The sequence below is a fragment of the Polynucleobacter victoriensis genome (assembly GCF_900187875.1).
GTDB lineage: Bacteria > Pseudomonadota > Gammaproteobacteria > Burkholderiales > Burkholderiaceae > Polynucleobacter > Polynucleobacter victoriensis.
The window spans coordinates 82,051-105,260 of the sequence record NZ_FYEX01000001.1; the positions used below are offsets into that span (position 1 = coordinate 82,051).

At 42.8% G+C, this 23,210-nt stretch carries 23 protein-coding genes, 2 tRNA genes and 1 riboswitch; of the genes, 7 read left to right on the plus strand and 18 right to left on the minus strand.

The window, feature by feature from the left end; translation table 11 throughout:
- Positions 1 to 125: 125 nt before the first annotated feature.
- Positions 126 to 566 carry a Rieske (2Fe-2S) protein gene (locus CFR83_RS00415; RefSeq protein ID WP_088811957.1) on the minus strand — a complete coding sequence of 147 codons (441 nt, stop codon included), beginning with the start codon at positions 564 to 566 and terminating at the stop codon, positions 126 to 128.
- Between the two features lie 84 nt (positions 567 to 650).
- On the opposite strand from CFR83_RS00415, the gene CFR83_RS00420 reads away from it, so the two are divergent.
- The 4 genes from CFR83_RS00420 (at position 651) to CFR83_RS00435 (ending at position 5,022) form a co-directional block, all read left to right on the plus strand.
- Positions 651 to 1,466 carry an NUDIX hydrolase gene (locus CFR83_RS00420; protein ID WP_088811958.1) on the plus strand — a complete coding sequence of 272 codons (816 nt, stop codon included), beginning with the start codon at positions 651 to 653 and terminating at the stop codon, positions 1,464 to 1,466.
- Positions 1,467 to 1,483: 17 nt separating this feature from the next.
- Positions 1,484 to 2,050 carry a nicotinamide riboside transporter PnuC gene (gene pnuC, locus CFR83_RS00425; RefSeq protein ID WP_088811959.1) on the plus strand — a complete coding sequence of 189 codons (567 nt, stop codon included), beginning with the start codon at positions 1,484 to 1,486 and terminating at the stop codon, positions 2,048 to 2,050.
- The gene (locus tag CFR83_RS00430; protein WP_088811960.1) at positions 2,047 to 2,619 is read left to right on the plus strand and encodes an AAA family ATPase; all 573 of its coding nucleotides are present in this window, start codon (positions 2,047 to 2,049) and stop codon (positions 2,617 to 2,619) included. The genes pnuC and CFR83_RS00430 overlap by 4 nt, the downstream gene beginning before the upstream one ends.
- A gap of 35 nt (positions 2,620 to 2,654) precedes the next feature.
- Positions 2,655 to 2,759, plus strand: a riboswitch (TPP riboswitch).
- 37 nt (positions 2,760 to 2,796) lie between these two features.
- Complete coding sequence (locus CFR83_RS00435; RefSeq protein WP_088811961.1) at positions 2,797 to 5,022, plus strand: TonB-dependent siderophore receptor; 2,226 nt, start codon at positions 2,797 to 2,799, stop codon at positions 5,020 to 5,022.
- 4 nt (positions 5,023 to 5,026) lie between these two features.
- On the opposite strand, the gene CFR83_RS00440 is transcribed toward CFR83_RS00435, so the two are convergent.
- The gene (locus tag CFR83_RS00440) at positions 5,027 to 5,455 is read right to left on the minus strand and encodes a GNAT family N-acetyltransferase (protein ID WP_088811962.1); all 429 of its coding nucleotides are present in this window, start codon (positions 5,453 to 5,455) and stop codon (positions 5,027 to 5,029) included.
- Complete coding sequence (locus CFR83_RS00445) at positions 5,452 to 5,802, minus strand: DMT family protein (RefSeq protein ID WP_088811963.1); 351 nt, start codon at positions 5,800 to 5,802, stop codon at positions 5,452 to 5,454. The genes CFR83_RS00440 and CFR83_RS00445 overlap by 4 nt, the downstream gene beginning before the upstream one ends.
- A 100-nt stretch (positions 5,803 to 5,902) precedes the next feature.
- Between CFR83_RS00445 and CFR83_RS00450 the strand changes: the two genes are divergently transcribed.
- Positions 5,903 to 5,978 (plus strand) — tRNA-Asn (locus CFR83_RS00450).
- Positions 5,979 to 6,023: 45 nt separating this feature from the next.
- Positions 6,024 to 6,107, plus strand: a tRNA-Leu gene (locus tag CFR83_RS00455).
- 65 nt (positions 6,108 to 6,172) lie between these two features.
- On the opposite strand, the gene CFR83_RS00460 is transcribed toward CFR83_RS00455, so the two are convergent.
- The 13 genes from CFR83_RS00460 to ndk all read right to left on the minus strand — a co-directional run bounded on the left by CFR83_RS00460 (position 6,173) and on the right by ndk (position 19,974).
- On the minus strand, positions 6,173 to 7,519 hold the full coding sequence (locus CFR83_RS00460; RefSeq protein WP_088811964.1) for an adenylosuccinate synthase: 1,347 nt from the start codon (positions 7,517 to 7,519) through the stop codon (positions 6,173 to 6,175).
- Positions 7,520 to 7,569: 50 nt separating this feature from the next.
- A complete protein-coding gene (locus tag CFR83_RS00465) occupies positions 7,570 to 8,736 on the minus strand; it encodes an ATP phosphoribosyltransferase regulatory subunit (protein WP_088811965.1) in 1,167 nt (388 codons plus the stop codon).
- Positions 8,736 to 9,638, minus strand: coding sequence for a protease modulator HflC (gene hflC, locus CFR83_RS00470; protein ID WP_088811966.1), 903 nt, complete (start codon positions 9,636 to 9,638; stop codon positions 8,736 to 8,738). The genes CFR83_RS00465 and hflC overlap by 1 nt, the downstream gene beginning before the upstream one ends.
- A gap of 12 nt (positions 9,639 to 9,650) precedes the next feature.
- A complete protein-coding gene (gene hflK / locus CFR83_RS00475) occupies positions 9,651 to 10,988 on the minus strand; it encodes an FtsH protease activity modulator HflK (protein WP_088811967.1) in 1,338 nt (445 codons plus the stop codon).
- Complete coding sequence (gene hflX, locus CFR83_RS00480) at positions 10,981 to 12,204, minus strand: GTPase HflX (protein WP_088811968.1); 1,224 nt, start codon at positions 12,202 to 12,204, stop codon at positions 10,981 to 10,983. The genes hflK and hflX overlap by 8 nt, the downstream gene beginning before the upstream one ends.
- Before the next feature lie 6 nt (positions 12,205 to 12,210).
- Positions 12,211 to 12,456, minus strand: coding sequence for an RNA chaperone Hfq (hfq, locus tag CFR83_RS00485; protein WP_088811969.1), 246 nt, complete (start codon positions 12,454 to 12,456; stop codon positions 12,211 to 12,213).
- 96 nt (positions 12,457 to 12,552) lie between these two features.
- Entirely contained in the window at positions 12,553 to 13,911 is a 1,359-nt protein-coding gene (der, locus tag CFR83_RS00490; RefSeq protein ID WP_088811970.1) for a ribosome biogenesis GTPase Der, read from the minus strand.
- Between the two features lie 84 nt (positions 13,912 to 13,995).
- A complete protein-coding gene (gene bamB / locus CFR83_RS00495) occupies positions 13,996 to 15,129 on the minus strand; it encodes an outer membrane protein assembly factor BamB (protein ID WP_088811971.1) in 1,134 nt (377 codons plus the stop codon).
- Positions 15,129 to 15,773 carry a YfgM family protein gene (locus CFR83_RS00500; RefSeq protein WP_088811972.1) on the minus strand — a complete coding sequence of 215 codons (645 nt, stop codon included), beginning with the start codon at positions 15,771 to 15,773 and terminating at the stop codon, positions 15,129 to 15,131. The genes bamB and CFR83_RS00500 overlap by 1 nt, the downstream gene beginning before the upstream one ends.
- 11 nt (positions 15,774 to 15,784) lie before the next feature.
- Positions 15,785 to 17,092: a histidine--tRNA ligase gene (gene hisS, locus CFR83_RS00505; protein WP_088811973.1), complete on the minus strand. Its 1,308-nt coding sequence runs from the start codon at positions 17,090 to 17,092 to the stop codon at positions 15,785 to 15,787.
- A gap of 42 nt (positions 17,093 to 17,134) precedes the next feature.
- A complete protein-coding gene (gene ispG / locus CFR83_RS00510; protein ID WP_088811974.1) occupies positions 17,135 to 18,382 on the minus strand; it encodes a flavodoxin-dependent (E)-4-hydroxy-3-methylbut-2-enyl-diphosphate synthase in 1,248 nt (415 codons plus the stop codon).
- Positions 18,379 to 19,536 (minus strand): dual-specificity RNA methyltransferase RlmN, encoded by a 1,158-nt coding sequence (gene rlmN / locus CFR83_RS00515; RefSeq protein ID WP_088813140.1) that lies wholly within the window; start codon positions 19,534 to 19,536, stop codon positions 18,379 to 18,381. The genes ispG and rlmN overlap by 4 nt, the downstream gene beginning before the upstream one ends.
- Before the next feature lie 12 nt (positions 19,537 to 19,548).
- Entirely contained in the window at positions 19,549 to 19,974 is a 426-nt protein-coding gene (gene ndk / locus CFR83_RS00520) for a nucleoside-diphosphate kinase (protein ID WP_088811975.1), read from the minus strand.
- A gap of 276 nt (positions 19,975 to 20,250) precedes the next feature.
- Here ndk and CFR83_RS00525 point away from each other — a divergent pair, with 276 nt between their 5' ends.
- Positions 20,251 to 20,952, plus strand: coding sequence for a Bax inhibitor-1/YccA family protein (locus tag CFR83_RS00525; RefSeq protein ID WP_088811976.1), 702 nt, complete (start codon positions 20,251 to 20,253; stop codon positions 20,950 to 20,952).
- 49 nt (positions 20,953 to 21,001) lie between these two features.
- Here the strand turns inward: CFR83_RS00525 and rlmD are convergent, their stop codons facing one another.
- Both rlmD and CFR83_RS00535 read right to left on the minus strand, forming a co-directional pair.
- On the minus strand, positions 21,002 to 22,360 hold the full coding sequence (gene rlmD, locus CFR83_RS00530; RefSeq protein ID WP_243383294.1) for a 23S rRNA (uracil(1939)-C(5))-methyltransferase RlmD: 1,359 nt from the start codon (positions 22,358 to 22,360) through the stop codon (positions 21,002 to 21,004).
- On the minus strand, positions 22,357 to 23,190 hold the full coding sequence (locus CFR83_RS00535) for a 3'-5' exonuclease (RefSeq protein WP_088811978.1): 834 nt from the start codon (positions 23,188 to 23,190) through the stop codon (positions 22,357 to 22,359). The genes rlmD and CFR83_RS00535 overlap by 4 nt, the downstream gene beginning before the upstream one ends.
- Positions 23,191 to 23,210: the final 20 nt, after the last annotated feature.

Genomic DNA, 23,210 nt, shown 5'->3' on the forward strand with positions numbered 1-23,210 from the left:
CACAGAATTTGTGGACTACTCCTTCATTAAAATTAAAAAATCCTTATTCAACAATGGTCGAGCTGACCTGCTTAAATTTTAAGCAACCCACTAATACAATATATCAACCTGAAAAAATATTTGTTTCAAAGTGCTTGACAGAGAAAAATCTTGCCATCTTTTTCTTCAATATCGAGCTTGATCAAAGTTGCTCCATGCGGACATGGTCCTGAAATACATTCCCCAGTATCAGGGAGATATTGCGCATCATGTGAAGCACAAATCAAAGCAGTTTTATCTAAAGTAAAAAATTGACCAGGCTGCCAGTCTAATTCCATGGCGACGTGAGCACATCGATTCAGATAAGCATGAACTTGACCATCGTACCGAATCACAAAGGCTGGAAGTGTTTCATCAATGCGGTGATCAACAGAACCTACTTTACTGGCAATGTCGGAGGTTCTGACCATGAAACGAAAGCCTTCGTCCTGATCCTTTACGGCTTCGGCTGAGCAAATAACATGTCCAGCCTGCACCAAAGGCTCAAAATCATCACTTGATGAATCATTTTCACTCGTTGAACTCATGCCATCCCTTTATTTTTGAAGCAAATTTAGACTAAATTGTCCGCTTTGACAGATAATCTAACAATATTAATAAATATTGTAGACATGTCATTGATTTCTGCCACAACACGCGCTGCTCTAGAAGAGATCTTGGAGACTGCTCTAAGACCCGCTCCATCCAATTGGCAAACCATTCGATTTGGTACTGAGGTGATTGGCCATATTCAGCCCGATTATGTTGACACAATCGAAACGTATATTGCTAACGCAGAGACTCCAGCCATTGTTCGCTTTGGAGAGCACTTACAACTTGAAAAACTATCTCCCTATTTACTTAGCCAAGAACTTCAAGAATTAGCCGAATTTTTGAAAAAGGAAGGTTTGGCACCAGGATGGCGCAATGAGTCATTTGCATGGTTTGATCATCTAGGTCATGAACGATTTAGGATGGAAAGAGCTGCTTTTAGATCCCTAGGTCTTCATAGTAGAGCTTGCCATATCAACGGATACACAAGTAATCAAGAGATTTGGCTTGGTCTTCGCAGCCCCACCAAAGCTACTGACCCCAACATGCTGGATAACTTGGCAGCAGGCGGTGTTAGTGCTGATGAGACTCTATTGCAATGCGTCATCAGAGAATTGTGGGAAGAATCTAGCGTTCCAAGACAATTAGCTTGTCTGGTTGAACCAGTTGGCCACATTCATGTGAGTCGCGTTGTGGAGCCAAAAGGTCTTCATGACGAAAGTCTCTATACCTATGACTTAGAACTCCCCTCAGACTTTATCCCTAAAAATAATGACGGCGAGGTCGCAAATTTTATAAAAGTTCCATTTACACAAGCTGCTAACCTGATCTTAGAAGGTGCGCTAACACCAGATGCTGCTGCTGTAACTGCAGATTTTCTTCTAAGAAAAGCTTAGTACCGCCCATACGCCTGATGGAAATTATTGCTTTCATATTGTCACTGGCATGCGTTCTATTAAATGCATATGGAAAAATTCTGACTTGGCCATTAGCAATTGCAAGCTCAACAGCTTATGGCTATGTTTTCTTTGATAGCCGATTATTTGGTGATGCTGCCCTTCAATTCGTATTTATAGGCCTGGCCATATACGCATGGATCACTTGGCACAAGAAAGACACGAACCATCAAACAAACCAACCCTCTTTCTCTAGAGCTTCCATCAACTCTATTGCAAAATGTGGCATAGCTTGGTTATTGATGTTTTTTGTCATTCAATACATCTTAAAAAACCACACTAGTTCCGATGTGCCAAATATTGATGCCTTCTTAACTGCAGGAAGTTTATTGGCAACATATATGAGCGCTCAGAAGTGGCTTGAGAATTGGTTGTTATGGGCTTTTGTGGATGTTATTTACATTGGCCTTTATGTTTATAAGGATTTGTATCTGACTGCCCTGTTGTATGGTCTACTGATAGCGTTGTGTCTCTTGGGATGGAGACAATGGTCCAAACAGATGAAAGTTAAAGCCAATACATGACTCATGTTCTTAAGATTGCCATCATTGGTGCCGAGTGCACAGGTAAAACAACATTGGCTAAGGATTTAACAGAGGCTTTTAAGAAGGACTACCCCAGCGCTTTCGTATCCGAATATTTAAGAACTTTTGTTGATCAAGAAAAAAGAACTCCAAAGTCAGAAGAGCAAATCAATATTGCTCTTACTCAAAAAGCGGCAGAAAAAGATACAGCCAAAGAGTTAATTGAAGCAAATCCAGAGGCAGCAGTTGTATTGTTGTTCTGCGATACAGCCCCACTATTAACGTCCATTTATAGCGAAGTAGTTTTCGCTGGCAGCAACGCTGGTTTAAAAGAAATTGCTCACAACCATGACTATGATTTAACACTCTTCACCCAAGTAGACTTCCCATGGATTGAAGATGGTATGCAAAGAGATGGCCCCGTAGCTCAAACCAAGGTTCACTATCGCCTCAAAGCAAGATTGGATGAGCTAAAGATTCCATATGAGCCTATCAGCGGTATTCCATCAGAAAGAGTCAAAAAGACCCAAAAAATCATCAGGTCTTTGCTTCTAAAACTTCAAAATTAAAAAATCCTTATAATTACATCTGTCTAGAAGTTATAGACATTAGCTCGGGGTCCTGCATCAAGCTTTATCGGTGTGGGTGAGAAATACCCGTTGAACCTGATCTCGATAATGCGAGCGCAGGGAAGCGTCCAAAATCGCATCCCCAACTCGCCATCGTTTATATAAGGAGTACTGACGATGGCTTATATGCCAAAACTAAATCACATTGCAGGTGCATGCGCCCTGCTGTTTGTTATTAATCACGCAATTGCTCAAAGTGAAACTCAGTTGTCGCCTGTGGTGGTAACCGATAGCAACCAAGAAGCTCTGAATACTAGAAATATTCAATGGGGATTTGGACAAGGTAACTGGCAGGATAAAACCCAATCTATTTCAACCATTACCAGAGAACAAATTGATGCTCAAATAGCTCAAAGAGCCAGTGATGTCATTACTAATGATGCATCAGTAGGAAGAAATTACACACCTGTTGGCTACTATGAATCATTCTCAGTCAGAGGATTTCCCCTTGATCCAGCTACAGCATATAAGATCAATGGCATGGCTATGGCTAGCGAAGCCAATATTGCCCTTGAAAATAAAGAGCGTGTAGAAGTCATTAAAGGTATTAGCGCTCTTGAGGCTGGCATTCTATCGCCAGGAGGGTTGATTAATTACGTAACCAAACGAGCAAACCAAGATGTAAATAGTTTCTCATTGGGCTATGGTGAAAAAGGATCTTTCTCACAAGCTATAGACATTGGCAGAAAACAAACCACAGATAATCCTATTGGATACAGAATTAATCTAGCACACGAAGATTTTAAGCCTTATGTAGCAGCAGCTACAGGCTATAGAAACTTTGCAAGTCTTGCAATCGACATCTCACCGTCAGCGAGAAGCAAATGGGAAACAGATATTGATTATCAAAAACGTTCTCAATACTCGGTGCCTGGATATCAATTACTTGGAGTAAATGGTATACCCCCAATAGATCCATACAAGCACCTCACTGCTGAGCAAACCTGGCAGAAACCAGTTGTCACCGAGCAAATCAATTTTGGAACAAAATTTACCCAAGAGCTTGAGAGCGGATGGAAAGCAACCGGTGGATATCAAATAAGTCGGATTAAGACAGATGATAATTTAGCGTTTCCTTGGAGTAGCCCAACAAATTATTATGATGCTGCCGAATGGAAGTACCCGGTTAATTCAAATAAATTTAATAGTAATGGTGAGTTCATTATTTACGACTACAGAAGTCTAAATGAGACTAGGCAAAATCAAGAATTAAAGTTTGAGCTATCCGGTAAATCAACATATAGTCAAATTATTCATGACCTGACATTTGGTAGCTCTATTCAATATAGAAAAGTATCGCAACCGAATTGGATAAACAATTGCGCTCAACTTATTGACTACTGTGACAATACTGCAGCACACCCCGGTAGAGGAATCACACCAGGCAGCATCTATGGGACTTCAAATATATACACAACATCAACATCTGCTCCTATTGATTTTTATCAATATAAAAACAATCAAAGATCTATATATTTTCAAGACAATATTAGCAGCCTAGAAAATTTTAAGGGCTACAAACTCCATATTGGCTCACGAATTGTTGATATTTCAGAAAACTGGGTGAACGGTTATGCTGTTAAGTCAGGAAAATCAGAAGAAACAAAATTCTTACCAAGTTTAGGTATTAGTTATCAGGGCTTTAAGGGATCAACTCAATATATCAGCTATAGCAAAGGTCTTGAGCTAGGTGGTCAAGCCCCAATCATTGCCACTAACTACGCTGACCCCATGAAGATCAAAGAAACTCACCAATATGAAATTGGCAATAAGGTTCTTTTCCAAAACAATCTTCAATTAGCAATTGCTGTATTCAGAATTGATAAGCCTTATGAGTACACCACAGTGCTTGGTAATTACTATGATGCATATGTGCAATCAGGAAAACAAATTCATACTGGTTTAGAAGCTAATTTATCCGGCCCAATCACTCAGCGAACAAGCATCAACGCATCAGCAACTCTGATTGATACAAAGATCGAAGGCTCAGGTGGGCCTCACGATGGCAAGCATTCAACTAATGTACCCACCTTTAGTAGCAATCTATTTGCCATATATCGAGTACCTGGCTATGAACGCCTTTCTCTAAATGGAACCTGGCGTTATGTTGGCAGTAAATATGTTACTAGAGAGAATGATGCGAAAATTCCTGCGTACCATCGGTTTGATTTAGGTGCCACCCAAGCTTATAAAAACTCATATGGTTTAACCACGATTAGAGTTGGCATAGAAAATCTTCTCAACAAAAGATATTGGTCAGATGCGCCAGAATTTATGGGGGACTCATATTTAATTCCAGGTGCTCCGCGCATCTTTAGAGCCACAGCTAAATTAGACTTCTAATGCTCTAAATATATAAACGCATCTCTACGTGTGGGATACCGGCCTCATCAAAGATGGGGCCATACGGTTCAAAGCCTTCTTTGGCGTAGAAAGCAATCGCATGAGTTTGGGCGTGCAAGATGAATTCTTGTGCGCCCTTTTCTTTTCCCAGATTGATTAAAGCCTTTAGTATTTCACTACCAACGCCCTTACCTCTGCAGTTTTTATCGACAGCCATGCGCCCAATCTTGGCTTTTGATTGATCAAGTATCAGCCTTCCAGTCCCGACAACTTGCTCATTTACTTTTGCTACCGCATGCCAAGCAGTCTCATCGTATTCATCCCATTCAAGCTCTTCTGGAACATTTTGCTCAATAACAAATACTTTTACACGAATTGGCTTGACGAGGTCTTTAACCTCACCCCAACCAGAGATAGTAATAGTTGCGCTCATCTAAAAATAAAGTAAACAGCGCCCAACAAACACAATCCCGCCCAAACAAAATCTAGTTTGAAAGGTTGGCCCATATACAAGATTGAAAATGGTACAAAAACAGCCAAGGTAATTACTTCTTGCGTTATTTTTAATTGAGCCAAATCGTAATGCTCAAACCCAATTCGATTAGCAGGCACTTGTAATGCATACTCAAAAAAAGCTATTGCCCAACTTAGTAAAGCAGCAATCCACCATGGCTTGTCTGATAAATTTTTAAGGTGTGCATACCAAGCAAATGTCATAAACACATTTGATAGAACCAATAATCCAATGAAACTAATTGGACCCAGTATTGAGCTAGGCATTTGTTACTCTCTGTCAATTTAGTAAGTAGAGGCTAAATATTAGAGCAAAGTTACTGGAAATTTGGCATCTTATAAAAATCAGGCTATAATCTTCGTCTATTCCTCGATAGCTCAGTCGGTAGAGCGCCGGACTGTTAATCCGTAGGTCCCTGGTTCGAGCCCAGGTCGAGGAGCCAAATAATAAAAAGCTTCTAAGGTACAATTTAGAAGCTTTTTTGTTAGCCCTGGTGGTGGAATGGTAGACACGCCGGTCTTAGAAGCCGGTGCCGAGAGGCGTGAGAGTTCGAGTCTCTCCTGGGGCACCATAAAATTTGAGTCAAATTAAAAAGGCGCTTAAAAGCGCCTTTTTTGTTTTTAGAGCATCAGCTTATTAAGCTTCAAACGGATGCTGCAATAAGATGGTTTCATTACGATCTGGACCTGTTGAAACCATGGCAATAGGTACACAAGCCACCTCTTCAACACGTCTTAAATAGGTTTGTGCTGCCTTTGGCAACTCATCCCATTTCTGAATACCTAAGGTGCTCTCAGACCACCCTGGGAAAGTTTCATAGATTGGTTCACAACGCGCAACCGCATCTGAACCACGCGGCAATACATCTAGCTTTTTACCATCTAAGTTGTAACCTACGCAAAGACGGATTTCTTTCAAACCATCCAGAACATCCAACTTAGTCATACATAGACCTGTTACACCACTGATCTGGATAGAACGCTTCAATGCAGCAGCATCTAACCAACCTGTGCGACGAGGACGACCTGTTACGGAACCAAACTCTTTGCCAACTTCAGCTAAACGCAAACCAATTGGATCTTGAGCCTTAGGGTTCGCATGGTCATATAACTCACTTGGGAAAGGACCAGAACCAACACGTGTGCAATAAGCTTTTGTAATACCCAACACAAAATGTAGGCTACCAGGACCAACACCAGAACCCGCAGCCGCATTACCAGCAACACAGTTTGATGATGTTACAAATGGATATGTGCCGTGATCAATATCTAACAATGCACCTTGAGCACCCTCAAACAACAAGTTTTTACCTGCTTTTTGGACCGCATCCAAATCGCTAGAAACATCAGCCACTAATGGACGTAGCTGCTCTGCATAACCCAACATACTGTCTCTTACTTCTTCAAAGTTTAGCGCTGGGGCTTTGAAGTACTGAGTCAATACAAAGTTGTGATATTCCAAATTCTCTTTGAGTTTTTGTGCAAAAGACTCAGGGAAAAACAAGTCTTGAACACGTAATGCACGACGAGCAACCTTGTCTTCATATGCTGGGCCAATACCACGACCTGTTGTGCCGATCTTGTCATTACCGCGCGCAGCCTCGCGAGCATGGTCAATAGCTACGTGATAAGGAAGAATTAAAGTTGTTGCTTCAGAAATCTTCAAACGTGAGCGAACATCCACGCCAGCAGCTTCTAACTCACCAATTTCTTTAAATAATGCTTCTGGTGACAAAACAACACCATTACCAATATAGCAAGTTACGCCTGGACGCATGATGCCTGACGGAATCAAACGCAAAATTGTCTTTTGACCATTAATGATCAATGTATGGCCAGCATTATGGCCGCCTTGGAAACGCACCACACCTTCTGCATGATCCGTTAACCAGTCAACGATCTTGCCTTTGCCTTCATCACCCCATTGGGTACCAATTACAACAACATTGCGGCCAGACTTGCTGGCGAATTTCTGTACGGACATATAAACCAGGAAAAAAGATAATTAATTAGAAAAATGCGCAAACGAGCATTTTACGCTCTTGTGATCACTACCCATGCACCTTTTTGATCAACAAGCTCGCGATCACAGTGAAATTCTTCCCCATCTTGCTCGTGACCAGGCAAAAGCTGAATAACAACCTCACCCTTGGCACGCAAAGCGGCAATGGCTTGTGACAATTGCTCGTCATTAGACCAGGGAGCTAGGATGGCATTTTTTCTAGAATCAATCTTAGATAGTCTTGCTAAAGTCATGATATCTAAAGAAAAACCTGTTGCCGGGCGAGACCGTCCAAAAGCTTCACCAACCATATCGTAACGACCACCTCTTGCAATAGCCGCAGGCAATCCCTCAACGTAAGCGGCAAACATCACACCACTGTGATATTGGTAACCACGAAGATCAGACAGGTCTAAATTAAGCTTAGGCGCGTTAGGTAAACCAGAAATAGCCTGGCAAAGACGCTCTAAATCATCTAAGGCACCTGCTACCTGCTTTGTTTGAGGTAGAGCTTTGCGAGCAGCAGGCAAAACTTCCTTAGGCGAACCACTCAAAGCAGCCAAACTGATAATGGCAGACTTAATCGCTGCTGGCCAATCGGATAGCAGTTGAGTTAAACCGGGCAAATCTTTCGCTTGAAGTGCAGCGTAAAGAGCCTCTAAAGCATCAGACTTAGGGTGATACTCACCCAAAATACCCGTCAAAATACCAGCATGCGCCATATCTAGGGTAATCTCACCCAAGTTACTCAAGGTCAAAACCTCATTTAATAGGGTTTGAACCTCTAAGTCAGCCTCCCAACCAGCGTGACCATAAATTTCAGCACCTAGCTGCAACTGCTCTCGAGAGCTGGTTCCTGGTGCGGCAAGTGTGTGTAAAACTGATCCGGCATAACAAAGGCGCGTAACACCCTGACGGTTTAATAGGTGTGCATCAATACGAGCTACTTGAGGAGTAATGTCTGCACGTAAACCTAGAGTTCGACCAGACAACTGGTCAACCAACTTAAAGGTTTTTAAATTTAAATCTTGTCCTGAACCAGTTAATAGAGAATCTAGATACTCCAACATAGGCGGCATGACAAGTTCATAGCCATAAGACTGAAAACGATCTAAGAGAATACGACGTAACTCTTCAATCTTTCTAGCCTCTGAAGGCAGAACATCTGCAATATTCTCAGGTAGTAACCAACGATTCATTATTTAGCTGCCGGTATTGAAGGTGCGCCTTGTGGACGACTGCTCTTCATAAATTTTAAAAATTCCGAATTAGGATCCATCACCATCAAGTCCTGCTTAGTCTTAAAGCTACTACGGTAAGCTTCCAAACTACGATAGAACTGAGCAAATTGTGGATCACGGTTAAAGGCTTCGCCATATAAAGCCGTTGCTTTGGCATCGCCCTGACCCTTGATCTTTTGTGCATCACGATATGCTCTAGATAGAATGATATCGCGTTGACGCTCGGCATCGGCACGAATTTTCTCAGACTCAGCAGCGCCAGTAGAACGAAGCTCATTGGCCACACGTTTTCGTTCTGCTTCCATACGACGGAATACTGACTCACTAATCTCCGCTAGCAAATCAATACGCTTCAAACGCACATCTACAATCTCAATACCAATATCAGCCGCTTCCTCAGCAACCTTCTTGCGAATATTTTGCATGACTTGCTCGCGCTGCTCAGAGATTAACTCGCGAACCGTGCGCTTTGTAAATTCTTCATTGAGCGCTGACTTGACCAATTGGTTAAGACGATCTTGAGCCAAACGCTCATCACCACGGAAACTAATAAAGAAACGGCGCGGTTCAACAATACGCCACTTCACATAAGAATCAACCAAGAGATTCTTCTTTTCAGCGGTAATAAAACGCTCTGCATCAGGTGTATCAATTGTCAAAATACGACGCTCGAAAAATTGCACACTTTGAAATGGTGGTGGCAATTTAAATTGCAAACCAGGTTCTTCAATCACACGTACTAATTCACCAAAAGCAAAAACGGCTGCATATTTACGCTGATCAACAATGAACACTGTTGAGGACAATAGGCCAATCACCACAAAGAATGCAGCGATCATAGGAAAAATACGATTATTCATTTAATAAATCTCCTATCGCTCACGACTGCGCAAACTATCTCTTCTATCACCCGAAGTGGCAGGAGGATTCGTATTGCTTGTATTTGATACTGGCGCTGGCGTAGTTGTTACTGCCGGAGTATTAGCGACTGTATTGGATGTAGGCACCAAAGCAGATGGACTACCTGGCGTCACCTGCTGAATCAACTTATCCAAAGGCAAATACAACAAACTACCAGCGTTGCTACGCTGGTCAACCATCACCTTGGTTACATTTGTATAGATTTCTTGCATCACATCAATGTACATACGCTCACGAGTAACTTGCGGAGCCTTTGCGTATTCAGGTTGAATTAACTTAAATCTTGTTGCATCACCTTCTGCGACTGCAATTACCTTCGCTTTATAACCTTCAGCCTCTTGCATCAAACGATCAGCAGCACCTTTAGCCTTTGGAACAATGTCATTGGCATACGCTTGCCCTTCGTTCTTTAAACGTTCACGGTCTTGCCCAGCCTTCACCGCATCATCAAAAGCGGCTTGAACCTGTTCTGGTGGTTGAACGTTTTGAACTGTCACGCTTGTAACAAATATGCCTGCTTTATAACCATCCAAAATTTTCTGAATAGAAGCATTAAGGTCAATCGCAAGTTTTTCGCGATTCTCATACAAAACGTTATCCATCTTGCTCTTACCAACAATTTCCCTCACAGCAGTTTCTGCAGCCTGAACTACAGATGCATCAGGATCTTTGTTGTTAAATAAATACTCAGAAGCATCCTTTAGACGATATTGAACCGCGAATTTCACATCAATGATGTTTTCATCCTCGGTCAACATCGAAGAATCTTTAAGGTTAGATGCCTTAATGAGATTGGCACGACCAACTTCTACCGAACGAATTGATGAAAGGTTCACCACTTCATGGGTTTGAATCGGCCATGGCATGCGCCAGTTAATACCGGGACGAGTGGTATAGCTATATTTACCAAACTGAAGAACAACACCAGTTTGACCTTCTTGAATCATAAAAAAGCCGCTAAAAATCCAAACAGCAACTGCAATAGTTGCAACGATACCAACGCCAAAACTAGGCTTCATACCATCGCCAGTTGGACCTTTTGAGCTCGGAGGTTGATTATTACCACCACCCTGACGCTTACCGGTGAATAATCCATTTAGACGATTGTTGAAGTCTCTCCACAACTGATCTAAATCAGGTGGACCATCCTGCTTTTGAGGTTGACGTGGCTTATCTTCCTGTTTCGGCGGAGTGGCATCTTTCTCATCACGCCCACGATTAGGATCAGCTTGATGGTTATTACCCCAACCGGGATCATTAACCGAGAATATTTGTAGTAATTTACGCATCGTTGGGAGAATAAAGTCCTGTACGAGTATGAAAAACATCTAAAGATTCCCAGCGCTTCGCTGGGGCCTGTGGATCCATTTCTGCCACTGATGGAACTTCCTCTACAGGAGCCTTCATTCTATCAGTGTTCTTTGCTAAATCTGCCAATGTTTCGCGGAGCAGATCCAAGCCAATACCTTCTTTGGCAGAGATATAAATTGCTGTTACTTTGCCATTTCTGTCATAACGTAAAACAGGTCCACGCTCCATTAAAGCAGGTACTTGATCGATCTTATTAACCACAACCAATTGAGGGCTTTGATCCGCACCTATTTCTGTCAAGACTTTATCGACCTCAATCATTTGTTGCTCACGGTCAAAACTTGATGCATCAACAACATGCAGCAGCAAATCTGCCCTAACCGTTTCATCCAAAGTTGCTCTAAACGCTTCAACTAATTGATGTGGCAGATCACGTATAAAACCAACTGTGTCTGAAACAACAGCGTTACCAATCTCTGGTAAATAAACACGTCTTGATGTTGTATCCAATGTGGCAAATAATTGATCAGCCGCATAGGTACCTGCCTTGGTTAAAGCGTTAAATAACGTTGATTTACCAGCGTTGGTGTATCCAACCAAAGACACTGAGAAAACACCGCCTTTTTCTCTAGACCTTCGTTGAGTCGCCTGTTGTTTTTGCAGTTTTTCGAGTTCTAACTGAAGACGCTTAGCCTTGCTCTCCAACATACGGCGGTCCAACTCCATCTGAGTCTCACCGGGACCACCACGCATACCAATACCACCCTTTTGCCTCTCCAAGTGGCTCCAAGCTTTTACCAAGCGAGATACTTGATATCTGACATTCGCTAACTGGACTTGGGTTTTACCCACATGACTTTTAGCTCTCTGAGCAAAGATATCTAAAATTAGACCCGTGCGGTCAATCACGTGACACTTTAAGTGACGCTCAAGATTTCTCTGCTGAACTGGTGACAAGGCATGATTGAAAATAGCTAGCTCAACCTCATTCGCCTCCATTTGCTCACGAAGTTCTGTGGCCTTACCTGACCCCATGTATAGCGCTGGATCTGGCTTGGCTCGCTTAGCGATCATCGTCATCACAGGCTTTGAGCCTGCACTAGACGCAAGCAAGCTTAACTCCGCCATACTATCGGCGAAGTCAGGTTTACCACCGGGATCAATACCTATGAGAGCGGCTTTAACTGCTTGCATAGAAAGTTAAGCGCTTGGTGTTCCCTCGTCAGCGCGGAACTCCACCGCTCTAGCAGGAACCACTGTAGAAATGGCATGCTTGTATACCATTTGAGTCACAGTGTTACGCAACAAAATAACGTATTGGTCAAAAGACTCAACATTACCCTGCAACTTGATACCGTTAACAAGGTATATAGATACAGGAATATGCTCTTTACGCAAAGCGTTTAAAAATGGGTCTTGCAAAAGTTGGCCTTTATTAGTGTTCATGCCTGCTCCTTCTTTCTTTTTGTTAATTAGGGAGTCTTACTCTGGTTTAAAAATAGTTATCAACGGTGAAGAGTGTAACTAAGCTACAAAAAATTGCTACCTACCCTTCTTTTTCTTATTTTTATCCTGGTCAACAAAAGGGTTTTGACCTGTTTTGAATTCTAGACGTAATGGTGTACCGCGAAGTTTGAAAGCTTCTCTGAAGCGACCCTCTAAATAACGGCGATAACTATCAGTTACTCCACTAAGAGCATTACCGTGTATCACCACAATTGGTGGATTAGAGCCACCCTGGTGCGCATAACGCATCTTAGGACGGGACATACCAACACGTTTAGGTTGCTGGAATTCAACCGCCTCTTCCAAAATTCTTGTTAATTTAGGGGTTGGCAACTTAGACATTGCAGCAGCATAGGCAGCATCTACATCCTTGAACAACTCCTTGATACCAAACCCTTTGATTGCTGAAATAGGATGAACATTCGCAAAATCTAAGAAACGTAGCTTTCTTGCAATATCTGTTCTAGCCCGTTCCTTCTCATAGTCATCCATGCCGTCCCATTTATTAACGGCCAAAACTAACGCTCTGCCTGCATCAACGATAAAACCAGCAATGTGCGCATCTTGCTCAGAAATATCTTGTTGAGCATCTAGCATCAAAATGACCACATTGGCGTCTGCAATTGCCTGCAAGGTTTTCACCACAGAGAATTTTTCAATTGCTTCAAATACTTTGCCACGCTTACGTAAGCCAGCCGTATCAATCATCACATATGGCTTGCCATTACGTGTGAATGGCACATCAATCGCATCACGGGTCGTGCCAGGCATATCAAAGGCGATGACTCGCTCTTCACCAATCAAGGTGTTAATGAAAGTCGACTTGCCAACGTTTGGTCTGCCAACCACAGCAATACGCATTGGCTTGTCAGTTTTGTCATCCTCTTCAGGCTCATCTGGAATACCCAAGGCATCTAATGCCTCATCAATCATGGCGCGCACACCATCACCGTGCGCCGAAGATATGGCTATCGGCTCACCTAGGCCCAGCTCATAAAAATCCGCTGTGACAGTTGTATAGGCCATACCTTCAGCCTTATTAACAGCCAAAATGACAGGTCTGCCAGTCTTACGTAAAAAATCAGCAATTACTCGATCTTGTGGCGCCATACCTAGGCGCGCATCAACCAAGAAAATAACAACGTCAGCCTCTACAACAGCTTGCTTGGTTTGCTTGGCCATCTCAGCCAAAATACCAGTCTTTGCAACTGGCTCAAAACCACCCGTATCAATACAAATGAACTCACGCTCACCCATACGGCCATTACCGTAGTGACGGTCTCGAGTTAAGCCAGCAAAGTCAGCCACCAACGCATCGCGTGATCTAGTCAAGCGATTAAATAGCGTTGATTTACCAACGTTTGGTCGACCAACTATGGCAATGACGGGTTTCATAAATAATTAACTGCTTTCTAAGTGCAAGAACGATTACCAATTAATCATTCTTGCTATATATATTTTTATTCTTATTACTATGTCTTAGTTAGGCCTATAAGCCGATAAAGATCCGCCACGTGTTTGCACAATTAACAAACCACTAGCAACGATCGGCGCTGCATCAACCGCACTACTATCTACACGCACCCTAGCTAGAGCGGTTCCAGTAGTTTGCTCCAAGAAATGCAAGTAACCTTGCTTATCACCCATCACGACCACTTTACCAACCGCTAAGGGTTCGCCAACATCGCGCCAAGTCATGGTCTCATTGCGCCACACCTCAACTCCGTCAGCTGCTTTATAAGCAACCACATGAGATTTTTCGTCAGCCGCAAAAACAAAATCTTGAGACTGAGCCGTACCAGTATGGCTAGAGAAATCCTTAGACCATGTGAATGTGCCACTATTGATATCACCACATGCTATGCGGCCTTGGAAAGCCACTGCACATAAACGACGACCTAATAAGGTAGGTCTTGCAGATACATCTGTCATGCGCTCAATTTCAGAGAAGCCTTTAGGGTAAGCCAATGAAGCTTCCCAAAGCACGCCTCCTGAAGCCAACCCCATTACGCCAATCTTGCCCCCAGAGAATCCAGTAATGAAAGCATCAGATGCAATAGGCACCATCGCAAAACTTGTTCTTAAAGCAAGTGCGGTTTGTGGGCGTACATATGACCAGCGGCGTTTACCTGTTTTCGCATCTAGAGCAACAAAACGATTATCAATTGTTCTAATAACTGCTACACCACCTAAAACCAATGGCTCAGTGAGAACTTCACTACCAACTTTTTCTTCCCAAATCTTTTGACCATCTGAGTCATAGGCATATACAACACCCTTGGTTGATCCAACCACCACCACATTACCGTCGCTACCTGGACCAGATGAAATATCTGTTGGTGCCTTAACTTCCCACACCTTCTTACCAGTTAATACCTCAACTTTAGTAACCGTACCGTTACCTGCTGATGTATACAAGTAATCGCCAGCCAATATTGGGCGCATAACAAAAGTCTCAGATTTACCAACACTGGTTGACCATACAGACTCAACACGAATCTTGTCCTCAACTTTAGTCAATGAAGCAGGTTCACGTTTTTTGGTGCTAGAGCATGCTACTAAAGTAATAGCAGACAGCAGTATTGCTGCAGTGCGAATCATTGGATAACGCATTAAAGACCTCCTACAGCATCTAATTTAACTTTTAATAAACGTTTAGCTTCATCAGAAGCTTCTGGATTTTTCATCAATTTAGTCCAAGCTTCTTGATAATACTTGCGCGCCTCTGCATTCTTATCTTGAGCTAACTGTACATCGCCACGTCTTTCCAACATGAGAGGCTCGAAGGATGTTGACACAGATGCGCCAGCTATTTTGTCAGCGTCAGCAAAATCACTTTTATCAATCAATAATGAAATCAAGCGTGCTCTGGCTAGATCCCTGTGCGCAACAGCTTTAGCATCATTCATCGTCCAACGTAATTGCTTTTCGGTAGCAGCCATATCACCAGCAGCGTTAGCAATTTGAGCAGCCACTAAACCACCCATACCAGCATAACTAGTTGATGAAAATTGCTGTTGCAAATCATCAGCCGCACGCAAAACTGCTGGCACATCTTGTTTTTGTGCAGCAACTAATAAAGTGTCATAAAGCTTGCTTGCGCCAACAGATTGACGGTTTTGCCACCAGCCCCAACCTGTGTAAACAAAGTAAGAAAGCAAAATAACAATTAAGCCACCGATTAACCAGTTGCCGTATTGTTTCCACCAAGCCTTAAATTCCGCTAATTGTTCTTGTTCTTCTAAATTAAAGTGCATGTCTTATTCGCTTATTCTGAAATACTAACCAACTGATTGATAACAGCATCAACCAAACCATCCAACGCAACTGTCATTTGCTGACCATCACGACGTAAATCTTTTAACTGCGCCTGCCCTGCGGCCAATTCATCAGGTCCGATAATAATGGCATATGCCGCTCCACTACCATCAGCTTTTTTCATTTGAGACTTAAAACTAGCAGCACCACCATCAGGCGAGCAATGCAAAACGACCTCAATACCCGCTGATCTTAAACGCTCAGCAACTACCATAGCCGGCTCCAAAGTGTCACCAGCTTGGTGCAAAACATAGACATCACAACCAGCATCTAAGTCTGCAGTTAAATTCTGCTCCTTCATGAGCTCAATCACGCGCTCCATGCCCATGGCCCAACCACAAGCAGGTGCCGGTTTACCCCCCATTTGAGCTATCAGTGGGTCATAACGACCGCCACCAGCAACCGTTCCCTGTGATCCCAACTGATCGGTTACCCATTCAAATACGGTCAAATTGTAATAATCCAAGCCTCTTACAAGTCGAGGGTTGATCGTGAAAGGCAAATTGTTAGCTTTAAGCAACTTTTGCACGCCCTCAAAATGCTTCAAAGATTCTTCACCCAAATAGCTAAGCAACTGCGGGGCTGACTCAACAATTGGCTTCATTGCAGGATTCTTGCTATCCAAAATCCTTAATGGATTGGTATGCAAACGACGTTTTGCGTCTTCATCTAATTCAGCTTCATGTTTTTTGAAATGCTCAATTAATGCTTCGCGATGAGCAGCACGTTCATTAGCTTGCCCTAATGAATTCAACTCTAACTTAATGCCAAATAAACCCAAGTCATCCCATAGTCTTTGGCACATCAAAATTATTTCTGCATCAATATCAGGACCAGCAAAACCTAGGGCTTCTATACCTAATTGATGGAATTGACGATAACGCCCACGTTGTGGACGCTCATGCCTGAACATTGGGCCGGTATACCAAAGGCGCTTTGGTCCTTCGTATAAAAGGTTGTGCTCAATCACTGCTCTTACAGCTGCAGCCGTACCCTCAGGTCTTAATGTAAGTTGCTCACCATTCAAAGCATCTTCAAAGGAATACATTTCCTTCTCAACAATATCAGTCACCTCACCAATACCACGCTTAAATAAAGCCGTTTGCTCAACAATCGGAGTACGTATTTGTTGATAACCATAAGCACGAACCAAACCTTGTATTGATTGCTCCAAATGAGCCCATAAAGGGGCCTCAGCAGGAAGCATATCGTTCATACCTCTAACGCCAGTTATTTTTGATTGTTTTTCTTGGCTCATTTTTTGACTCGTTATCTGCTCGTATAGTTTTATTAATATGAATTATTGGGCGCGGTATGTATTTTTAACGTACTCATCAACAATCACTTGAAATTCTTCAGCAATATTGTCGCCCCTCAAAGTTTTCACTTTGATGCCATCAACAAATACTGGTGCCGCTGGAGATTCGCCAGTACCCGGCAAGGAAATGCCAATATTTGCATGCTTACTTTCACCAGGCCCATTCACAATACATCCCATGACAGCCACATTCATTGCTTCAACACCTGGATAATCTTTTTTCCAGATTGGCATTTGGTGACGCAAGTAAGTCTGAATACGAGATGCCAACTCTTGGAAATAAGTACTTGTGGTGCGACCACAACCTGGGCAAGCGATCACCATTGGTGTGAAATTACGTAAGCCCATAGTTTGCAATATTTCCTGCGCCACAATCACTTCATTTTCACGAGGAGCACCTGGCTCTGGCGTTAATGAAACTCGAATTGTGTCACCAATACCCTCTTGCAGCAAAACAGATAAAGCGGCTGTTGATGCCACAATACCTTTGCTACCCATGCCCGCTTCCGTCAATCCAAGATGCAAAGAGTAATCACAACGCTTAGCTAAATCCCTGTAAACAGCAATTAAGTCCTGCACAGCACTTACCTTGCAAGACAAGGTAATTTGATTTCCATCTAGACCCAACTCTTCTGCTCTGGCAGCAGACTGCAAGGCAGACTGAATTAAAGCCTCAGCCATAACCTCACGAAGTTCTTTCGGATGTGATGAGGCTGCATTTTCATCCAATAATTTGGCGAGCAAATCTTGATCAAGACTTCCCCAGTTAACACCAATGCGCACAGGCTTACGATAGCGACAAGCCATCTCAATCATTTGAGAAAACTGCACATCCCTTTTTGCACCCTGACCTACATTACCTGGATTAATTCGATATTTCGATAGCGCTTGGGCACAATCAGGATAATCTTTTAACAAGGTATGACCGTTATAGTGAAAATCACCTACAAGCGGTACATAAACCCCCATCTTATCCAACTGATCGCGAATTGATGGCACCGCAGCTGCGGCTGCAGGCGTATCAACTGTGATGCGAACAATTTCAGAACCGGCTCTTGCCAGTTCCTTTACCTGAATTGCAGTCCCAATAGCGTCTGCTGTATCAGTATTAGTCATTGACTGAACACGCACGGGTGCATCACCACCCACTGTCACAACGTTATCGGCCCACTGAATTACAGACTGGCGACTAATACGGCGCTTTAAGAATGAATTAGCACTCGAACTCATGAACGAGTCACCCCTTTATCAATCTTAACCACTTGCATTCTTTGCTTAACATTGGTGCGATCTTTAACATCGCCAGCCAGTTGACCACAAGCTGCAGCAATATCATCACCACGAGTTTTACGCACAGTGGTAATGATTCCAGCATCCATCAAACGTTTAGCAAAGTCCTGAACTCGACTTGGGCTAGATTTATGTAAACCAGATCCCGGAAATGGATTAAATGGAATTAAATTTAGCTTGCATGGAATTCTCTTTAGCAAATCTACCAATTCTTTAGCATGTTGATCAGAATCGTTCACGCCATCCAACATACAGTATTCAAACGTTAAAAAATCTCGGGGTGCAAATGGCAAGTAACGCATGCATGCAGCCATCAATTCTTTTAATGGATATTTTTTGTTAATTGGAACTAGTTCATCACGCAATGCATCGTTTGGTGCATGCAATGAAACTGCCAAAGCAACAGGTAAATCATTTGCCAAACGATCCATCATCGGCACGACACCTGAAGTGGATAAAGTAACGCGACGTCTTGATAGTCCATATGCGTTATCACTTAACATCAGACGCATTGCACCGACCACTGGCTCATAGTTAAGCAGTGGCTCGCCCATACCCATCATCACCACATTTGAAATTACGCGACTCTCATGCTCATCGATCACCGTGCCATCGTAGCCATCGATACGCTTTACTGCACCAGGCTCTTTACGCAAAGTGTGCTCAGCCAACCATAATTGGCCAATGATTTCACCTAAAGTGAGATTTCTAGAAAAACCTTGTTTGCCTGTAGAGCAAAAGCTGCAATTCACAGCACATCCAGCTTGAGATGAGATGCACAATGTGCCTCGATCATCCTCTGGGATATAGACCATCTCTACGGCATTGCCATCAGCAACATCCAATAACCACTTACGTGTACCGTCAGAAGCTTGCTGATCACTGATAACTGGTAGAGCAGAAACGCAGGCTTTTTCAGCCAACGTTGCTCTGAATGTTTTAGCCAAATCGCTCATCTGAGCGATATCAGCCTCACCTCTTTGATGCACCCAACGCATCAACTGTTTTGCACGAAACGGCTTCTCCTGGAGGGATGCGATGTAATCGCACAATCCCTCAGGATCAAAGTTCAACAGGTTGATGCGTGAGTCAATCAATGTGAAGTATTAGCGTGAAAAGATTTCCATGCCTGGGAAGAAGAATGCAACTTCCACAGCGGCTGTTTCAGGAGCATCTGAACCGTGCACAGCGTTAGCATCAATACTGTCAGCGAAATCAGCACGAATTGTGCCTTTATCTGCCTTCTTAGGATCAGTAGCACCCATTAATTCACGATTCTTAGCAATAGCGTTCTCACCTTGCAAAGCTTGAATCATCACTGGACCTGAAATCATGAAATCAACCAAGTCTTTGAAAAAAGGACGCTCTTTATGAACAGCATAGAACTGCTCAGCTTCTTGACGTGAAAGGTGAGCCATTTTTGAAGCTACCACTTTCAAGCCAGCTGCTTCGAAACGTGCGTAAATTTGACCAATAACGTTCTTAGCTACTGCGTCTGGTTTGATGATAGAAAGGGTGCGTTCAATTGCCATTACTAAACTCCATTGATAGATAGATTAAAAACCCCAAATTATACAGTGTTCAAGGCACTTTTCTCAGCCAGAAAATAGGTAAAAGCATTGATTTTTAAGGAAAAGTCTCCAGAAATATTCCTTAAAAATAAGGTCATAAGCTAAAAATTGCTCTAAAAACACCCCTATTTACCTATCAACAATCAAATTTGCCCTTGAAATTCATATGAAATGTCTATACTTATCAGTACGAGCCCAGTGGTGGGCAAGTTATGTTTAATACATGAAGGAGTTCTAATGAGCGATTTAAACACTTATGGTTTTGGGCACGGTAGCGCGACAGCGAGCGTTCAAGTCCGCAACCGGGTGTTACGTAACACCTATGCCCTTTTAGCATTGTCGATGGTGCCTACAATTTTGGGCGCATGGATTGGTGTTGCAACAGGTTTTTCACTATTTGCTGGTAGCCCATTCATTGGTTTGATTGCATTCATGGCAATTGCATTTGGATTTTTCTGGGCAATCGAAAAGAATAAAGACACAGGTTTAGGTGTTGTCCTATTACTTGGCTTTACATTCTTTATGGGGTTGATGCTTTCTCGCCTTATCGGCTCGATTTTGGGTTTTAGCAATGGCGCTAGCCTAATCATGACAGCCTTTGGCGGTACTGCTGTAATTTTTGCAGGTATGGCTACATTAGCTGGCAGCGTCAAAAAAGATCTTTCGGTAGGTCTAGGCAAATGGTTGTTTGCTGGCGTGATTCTTTTGTTGCTTGCATCAGTGGCAAACATCTGGCTTCAAATGCCAGCTTTGATGCTCACAATTAGCGTTGTAGCAATTGCGATCTTCTCAGCCTTCATTTTGGTTGATGTTCAACGTGTGATCAACGGTGGCGAAACAAACTACGTGATTGCAACACTTAGCATTTACCTCGACGTATACAACGTGTTTAGTAATCTACTAGCATTATTGGGTATCTTTGGTGGAGATAGAGACTAAGTCATAACGACTTAATTACTAGCAAAAGGCCTGCAGATGCAGGCCTTTTTTATCGCTCAAATACGGCGATAGATTCAATGTGTGAGGTATGTGGAAACATATTTACCACCCCAGCCGCCTTCAAACGATAACCAGCCTGAGCTGTCAGGATGCCCACATCACGTGCCAAGGTGGCAGGATTACAAGAGACGTAGACTATTCTCGATGGCAAACAAGCCAACTGATCTTGATTGCCTGATTTAACTATTTCAGCCATGGCTGTTGCCAATGCCATTGCTCCATCACGAGGTGGGTCAATTAACCATTTACTTGCTTGACCCCACGATTGAATGATTTGTGGAGTTACTTCAAATAAGTTAGCGCAAGCAAAATCAACCCGATCGCCAAGCTGGTTGTGAATAGCATTATCTTTGGCTCTCTTAGTTAGACTATCACTACCTTCAATACCATAGACCTTTGCACAACGACGTGCCAGAGGTAATGTGAAATTACCAATACCGCAAAATAAATCCAACACTCTATCTTCTGGTTTTGGGTCTAATAAACGAATAGCCTTGCTAACCAACACACGATTCACCTGATGATTTACTTGCGTGAAATCAGTAGGCTTGAATGGCATTTCAATATCAAACTCAGGCAAGCGATAGCAAAGTTGGCTAGTAGGTGGTGCAAATGGATAGGCACTATCTAAGCCCTCTGGTTGCAACCAAATATCTACACGATGAATTTCAGCAAAATTTTTGATCAACTGCTGATCGTTTTTATTTAATGGCTCAAGATGCCTTAAAACAAATACTGTTTTAAGAGATCCAACTGCATCACCTTCACCGATTGCGAACTCTAGTTGCGCCAACTTTCCAGAAATAGAAATTTGTCCTATTAAGTCTCTCCATCGTGGCAAAAGATCAGAAACATGCTTAGGCAAAATATCGCAAGACAACATGTCAGTGATGCGACTACCTTTCTTTTGATGAAAGCCGACCAACACCCTACCCTTTGGAATCTTGAAGATAGATAAACGGCCGCGATATCGATACTCCCAAGCAGGCCCAGAAATCGGCCTCAACAATACTTCAGGCTTGATACGACCTAAGTACCTCAAGTTATCTTCTAATACCCTTTGCTTCATAGCCAATTGAGCTCTAGGGTCTAAATGTTGCATAGAGCAACCACCACACTCTTTAAACGAGGGGCATTGAGGAGTGATACGACTAGGCGACGATTTATAAAGATGAGTTAGCTTTGCTAACTCAAATTTACTTTTAATTTTGTATGACTGAAACTCAACATCCTCACCAGGCAGCGCGTCATCAATAAAGACAACCTTACCCGGAACGCCAGATTCGTCCAGAGGTCGAGCGACACCCTGCGCCTCCAGATTTAAGGATTCAACAACTACTCTAGTCACAATATATCTTGAGAATCTTCAGAAAAATTATCTAAATACCCCTGCCAAAAAGCACCTTGAGGAGTTTTCGATTCTTTCAAGAGTTCACTCTTAACAAACTGTAACTCCTCTTGGTATTCCTCTGGAGATACTCCACCACGCATTCTTTGAAAACGGCAGTAAACCAAATAGGTATTAACAACATCAGTCTCGCAGTAATCACGGATTTCCTTGATTTTTCCATCCAAAAATCCTTGCCATACCTGACCGCCATCCATCCCCATTTTTCCTGGAAAGCCACACAATTTAGCTAGCGCATCCAGTGGCGCATTGGCTCTTCCGGAAAACTTTGCCAAAAGATCCATGAGGTCAATGTGCCTCATGTGATAACGACTGATGTAGTTATTCCATTTAAAGTCACGACTGTCGCTATCACCACTCTCACCCATTTCCCAATAACGAGAGCAAACAACTCCATTAAGCAATGCTCGATAGTGCAATACAGGTAAATCAAAACCGCTACCGTTCCAAGAGACCAACTGCGGCGTATATTTTTCAATCAAATCAAAGAATGCTTGAATAATTTCTTTTTCAGAACTATTCGCATCCCCCAAGCTACCCACTTTAAATTGTGGCGAGCCGTCTCTAGTTGTACGACGAATCACGCATGAAATCGCCACCACCTTTTGAAGATGTAGCGGCATAAACTCAGAACCGGTTTTTTCCTTGCGATCAGCTAAAGCCTGTGTCACAACGTCTAAATCGCTAACACTGTCTGGAATACCTTCTAAACGTCGTATTCCTGCAGCATCTGGAATTGTTTCAATATCAAAAACTAAAACGCCTGCCATGAATTATCTTTCTTATCTGA

Bases quoted from the DNA above. Each gene is read 5' to 3' on its own strand.
- CFR83_RS00460 (WP_088811964.1), bottom strand. From the start codon at position 7,519: ATGTCCGTACAGAAATTCGCCAGCAAGTCTGGCCGCAATGTTGTTGTA.
- hisS (WP_088811973.1), bottom strand. From the start codon at position 17,092: ATGAGCCAAGAAAAACAATCAAAAATAACTGGCGTTAGAGGTATGAAC.
- bamB (WP_088811971.1), bottom strand. From the start codon at position 15,129: ATGCGTTATCCAATGATTCGCACTGCAGCAATACTGCTGTCTGCTATT.
- CFR83_RS00500 (WP_088811972.1), bottom strand. From the start codon at position 15,773: ATGCACTTTAATTTAGAAGAACAAGAACAATTAGCGGAATTTAAGGCT.
- hflX (WP_088811968.1), bottom strand. From the start codon at position 12,204: ATGCAAGCAGTTAAAGCCGCTCTCATAGGTATTGATCCCGGTGGTAAA.
- CFR83_RS00445 (WP_088811963.1), bottom strand. From the start codon at position 5,802: ATGCCTAGCTCAATACTGGGTCCAATTAGTTTCATTGGATTATTGGTT.
- CFR83_RS00535 (WP_088811978.1), bottom strand. From the start codon at position 23,190: ATGGCAGGCGTTTTAGTTTTTGATATTGAAACAATTCCAGATGCTGCA.
- CFR83_RS00430 (WP_088811960.1), top strand. From the start codon at position 2,047: ATGACTCATGTTCTTAAGATTGCCATCATTGGTGCCGAGTGCACAGGT.
- hflC (WP_088811966.1), bottom strand. From the start codon at position 9,638: ATGAATAATCGTATTTTTCCTATGATCGCTGCATTCTTTGTGGTGATT.
- CFR83_RS00415 (WP_088811957.1), bottom strand. From the start codon at position 566: ATGAGTTCAACGAGTGAAAATGATTCATCAAGTGATGATTTTGAGCCT.
- ndk (WP_088811975.1), bottom strand. From the start codon at position 19,974: ATGGCAATTGAACGCACCCTTTCTATCATCAAACCAGACGCAGTAGCT.
- CFR83_RS00435 (WP_088811961.1), top strand. From the start codon at position 2,797: ATGGCTTATATGCCAAAACTAAATCACATTGCAGGTGCATGCGCCCTG.
- CFR83_RS00465 (WP_088811965.1), bottom strand. From the start codon at position 8,736: ATGAATCGTTGGTTACTACCTGAGAATATTGCAGATGTTCTGCCTTCA.
- CFR83_RS00420 (WP_088811958.1), top strand. From the start codon at position 651: ATGTCATTGATTTCTGCCACAACACGCGCTGCTCTAGAAGAGATCTTG.
- pnuC (WP_088811959.1), top strand. From the start codon at position 1,484: ATGGAAATTATTGCTTTCATATTGTCACTGGCATGCGTTCTATTAAAT.
- hflK (WP_088811967.1), bottom strand. From the start codon at position 10,988: ATGCGTAAATTACTACAAATATTCTCGGTTAATGATCCCGGTTGGGGT.
- ispG (WP_088811974.1), bottom strand. From the start codon at position 18,382: ATGAGTTCGAGTGCTAATTCATTCTTAAAGCGCCGTATTAGTCGCCAG.
- hfq (WP_088811969.1), bottom strand. From the start codon at position 12,456: ATGAACACTAATAAAGGCCAACTTTTGCAAGACCCATTTTTAAACGCT.
- CFR83_RS00525 (WP_088811976.1), top strand. From the start codon at position 20,251: ATGAGCGATTTAAACACTTATGGTTTTGGGCACGGTAGCGCGACAGCG.
- CFR83_RS00440 (WP_088811962.1), bottom strand. From the start codon at position 5,455: ATGAGCGCAACTATTACTATCTCTGGTTGGGGTGAGGTTAAAGACCTC.
- der (WP_088811970.1), bottom strand. From the start codon at position 13,911: ATGAAACCCGTCATTGCCATAGTTGGTCGACCAAACGTTGGTAAATCA.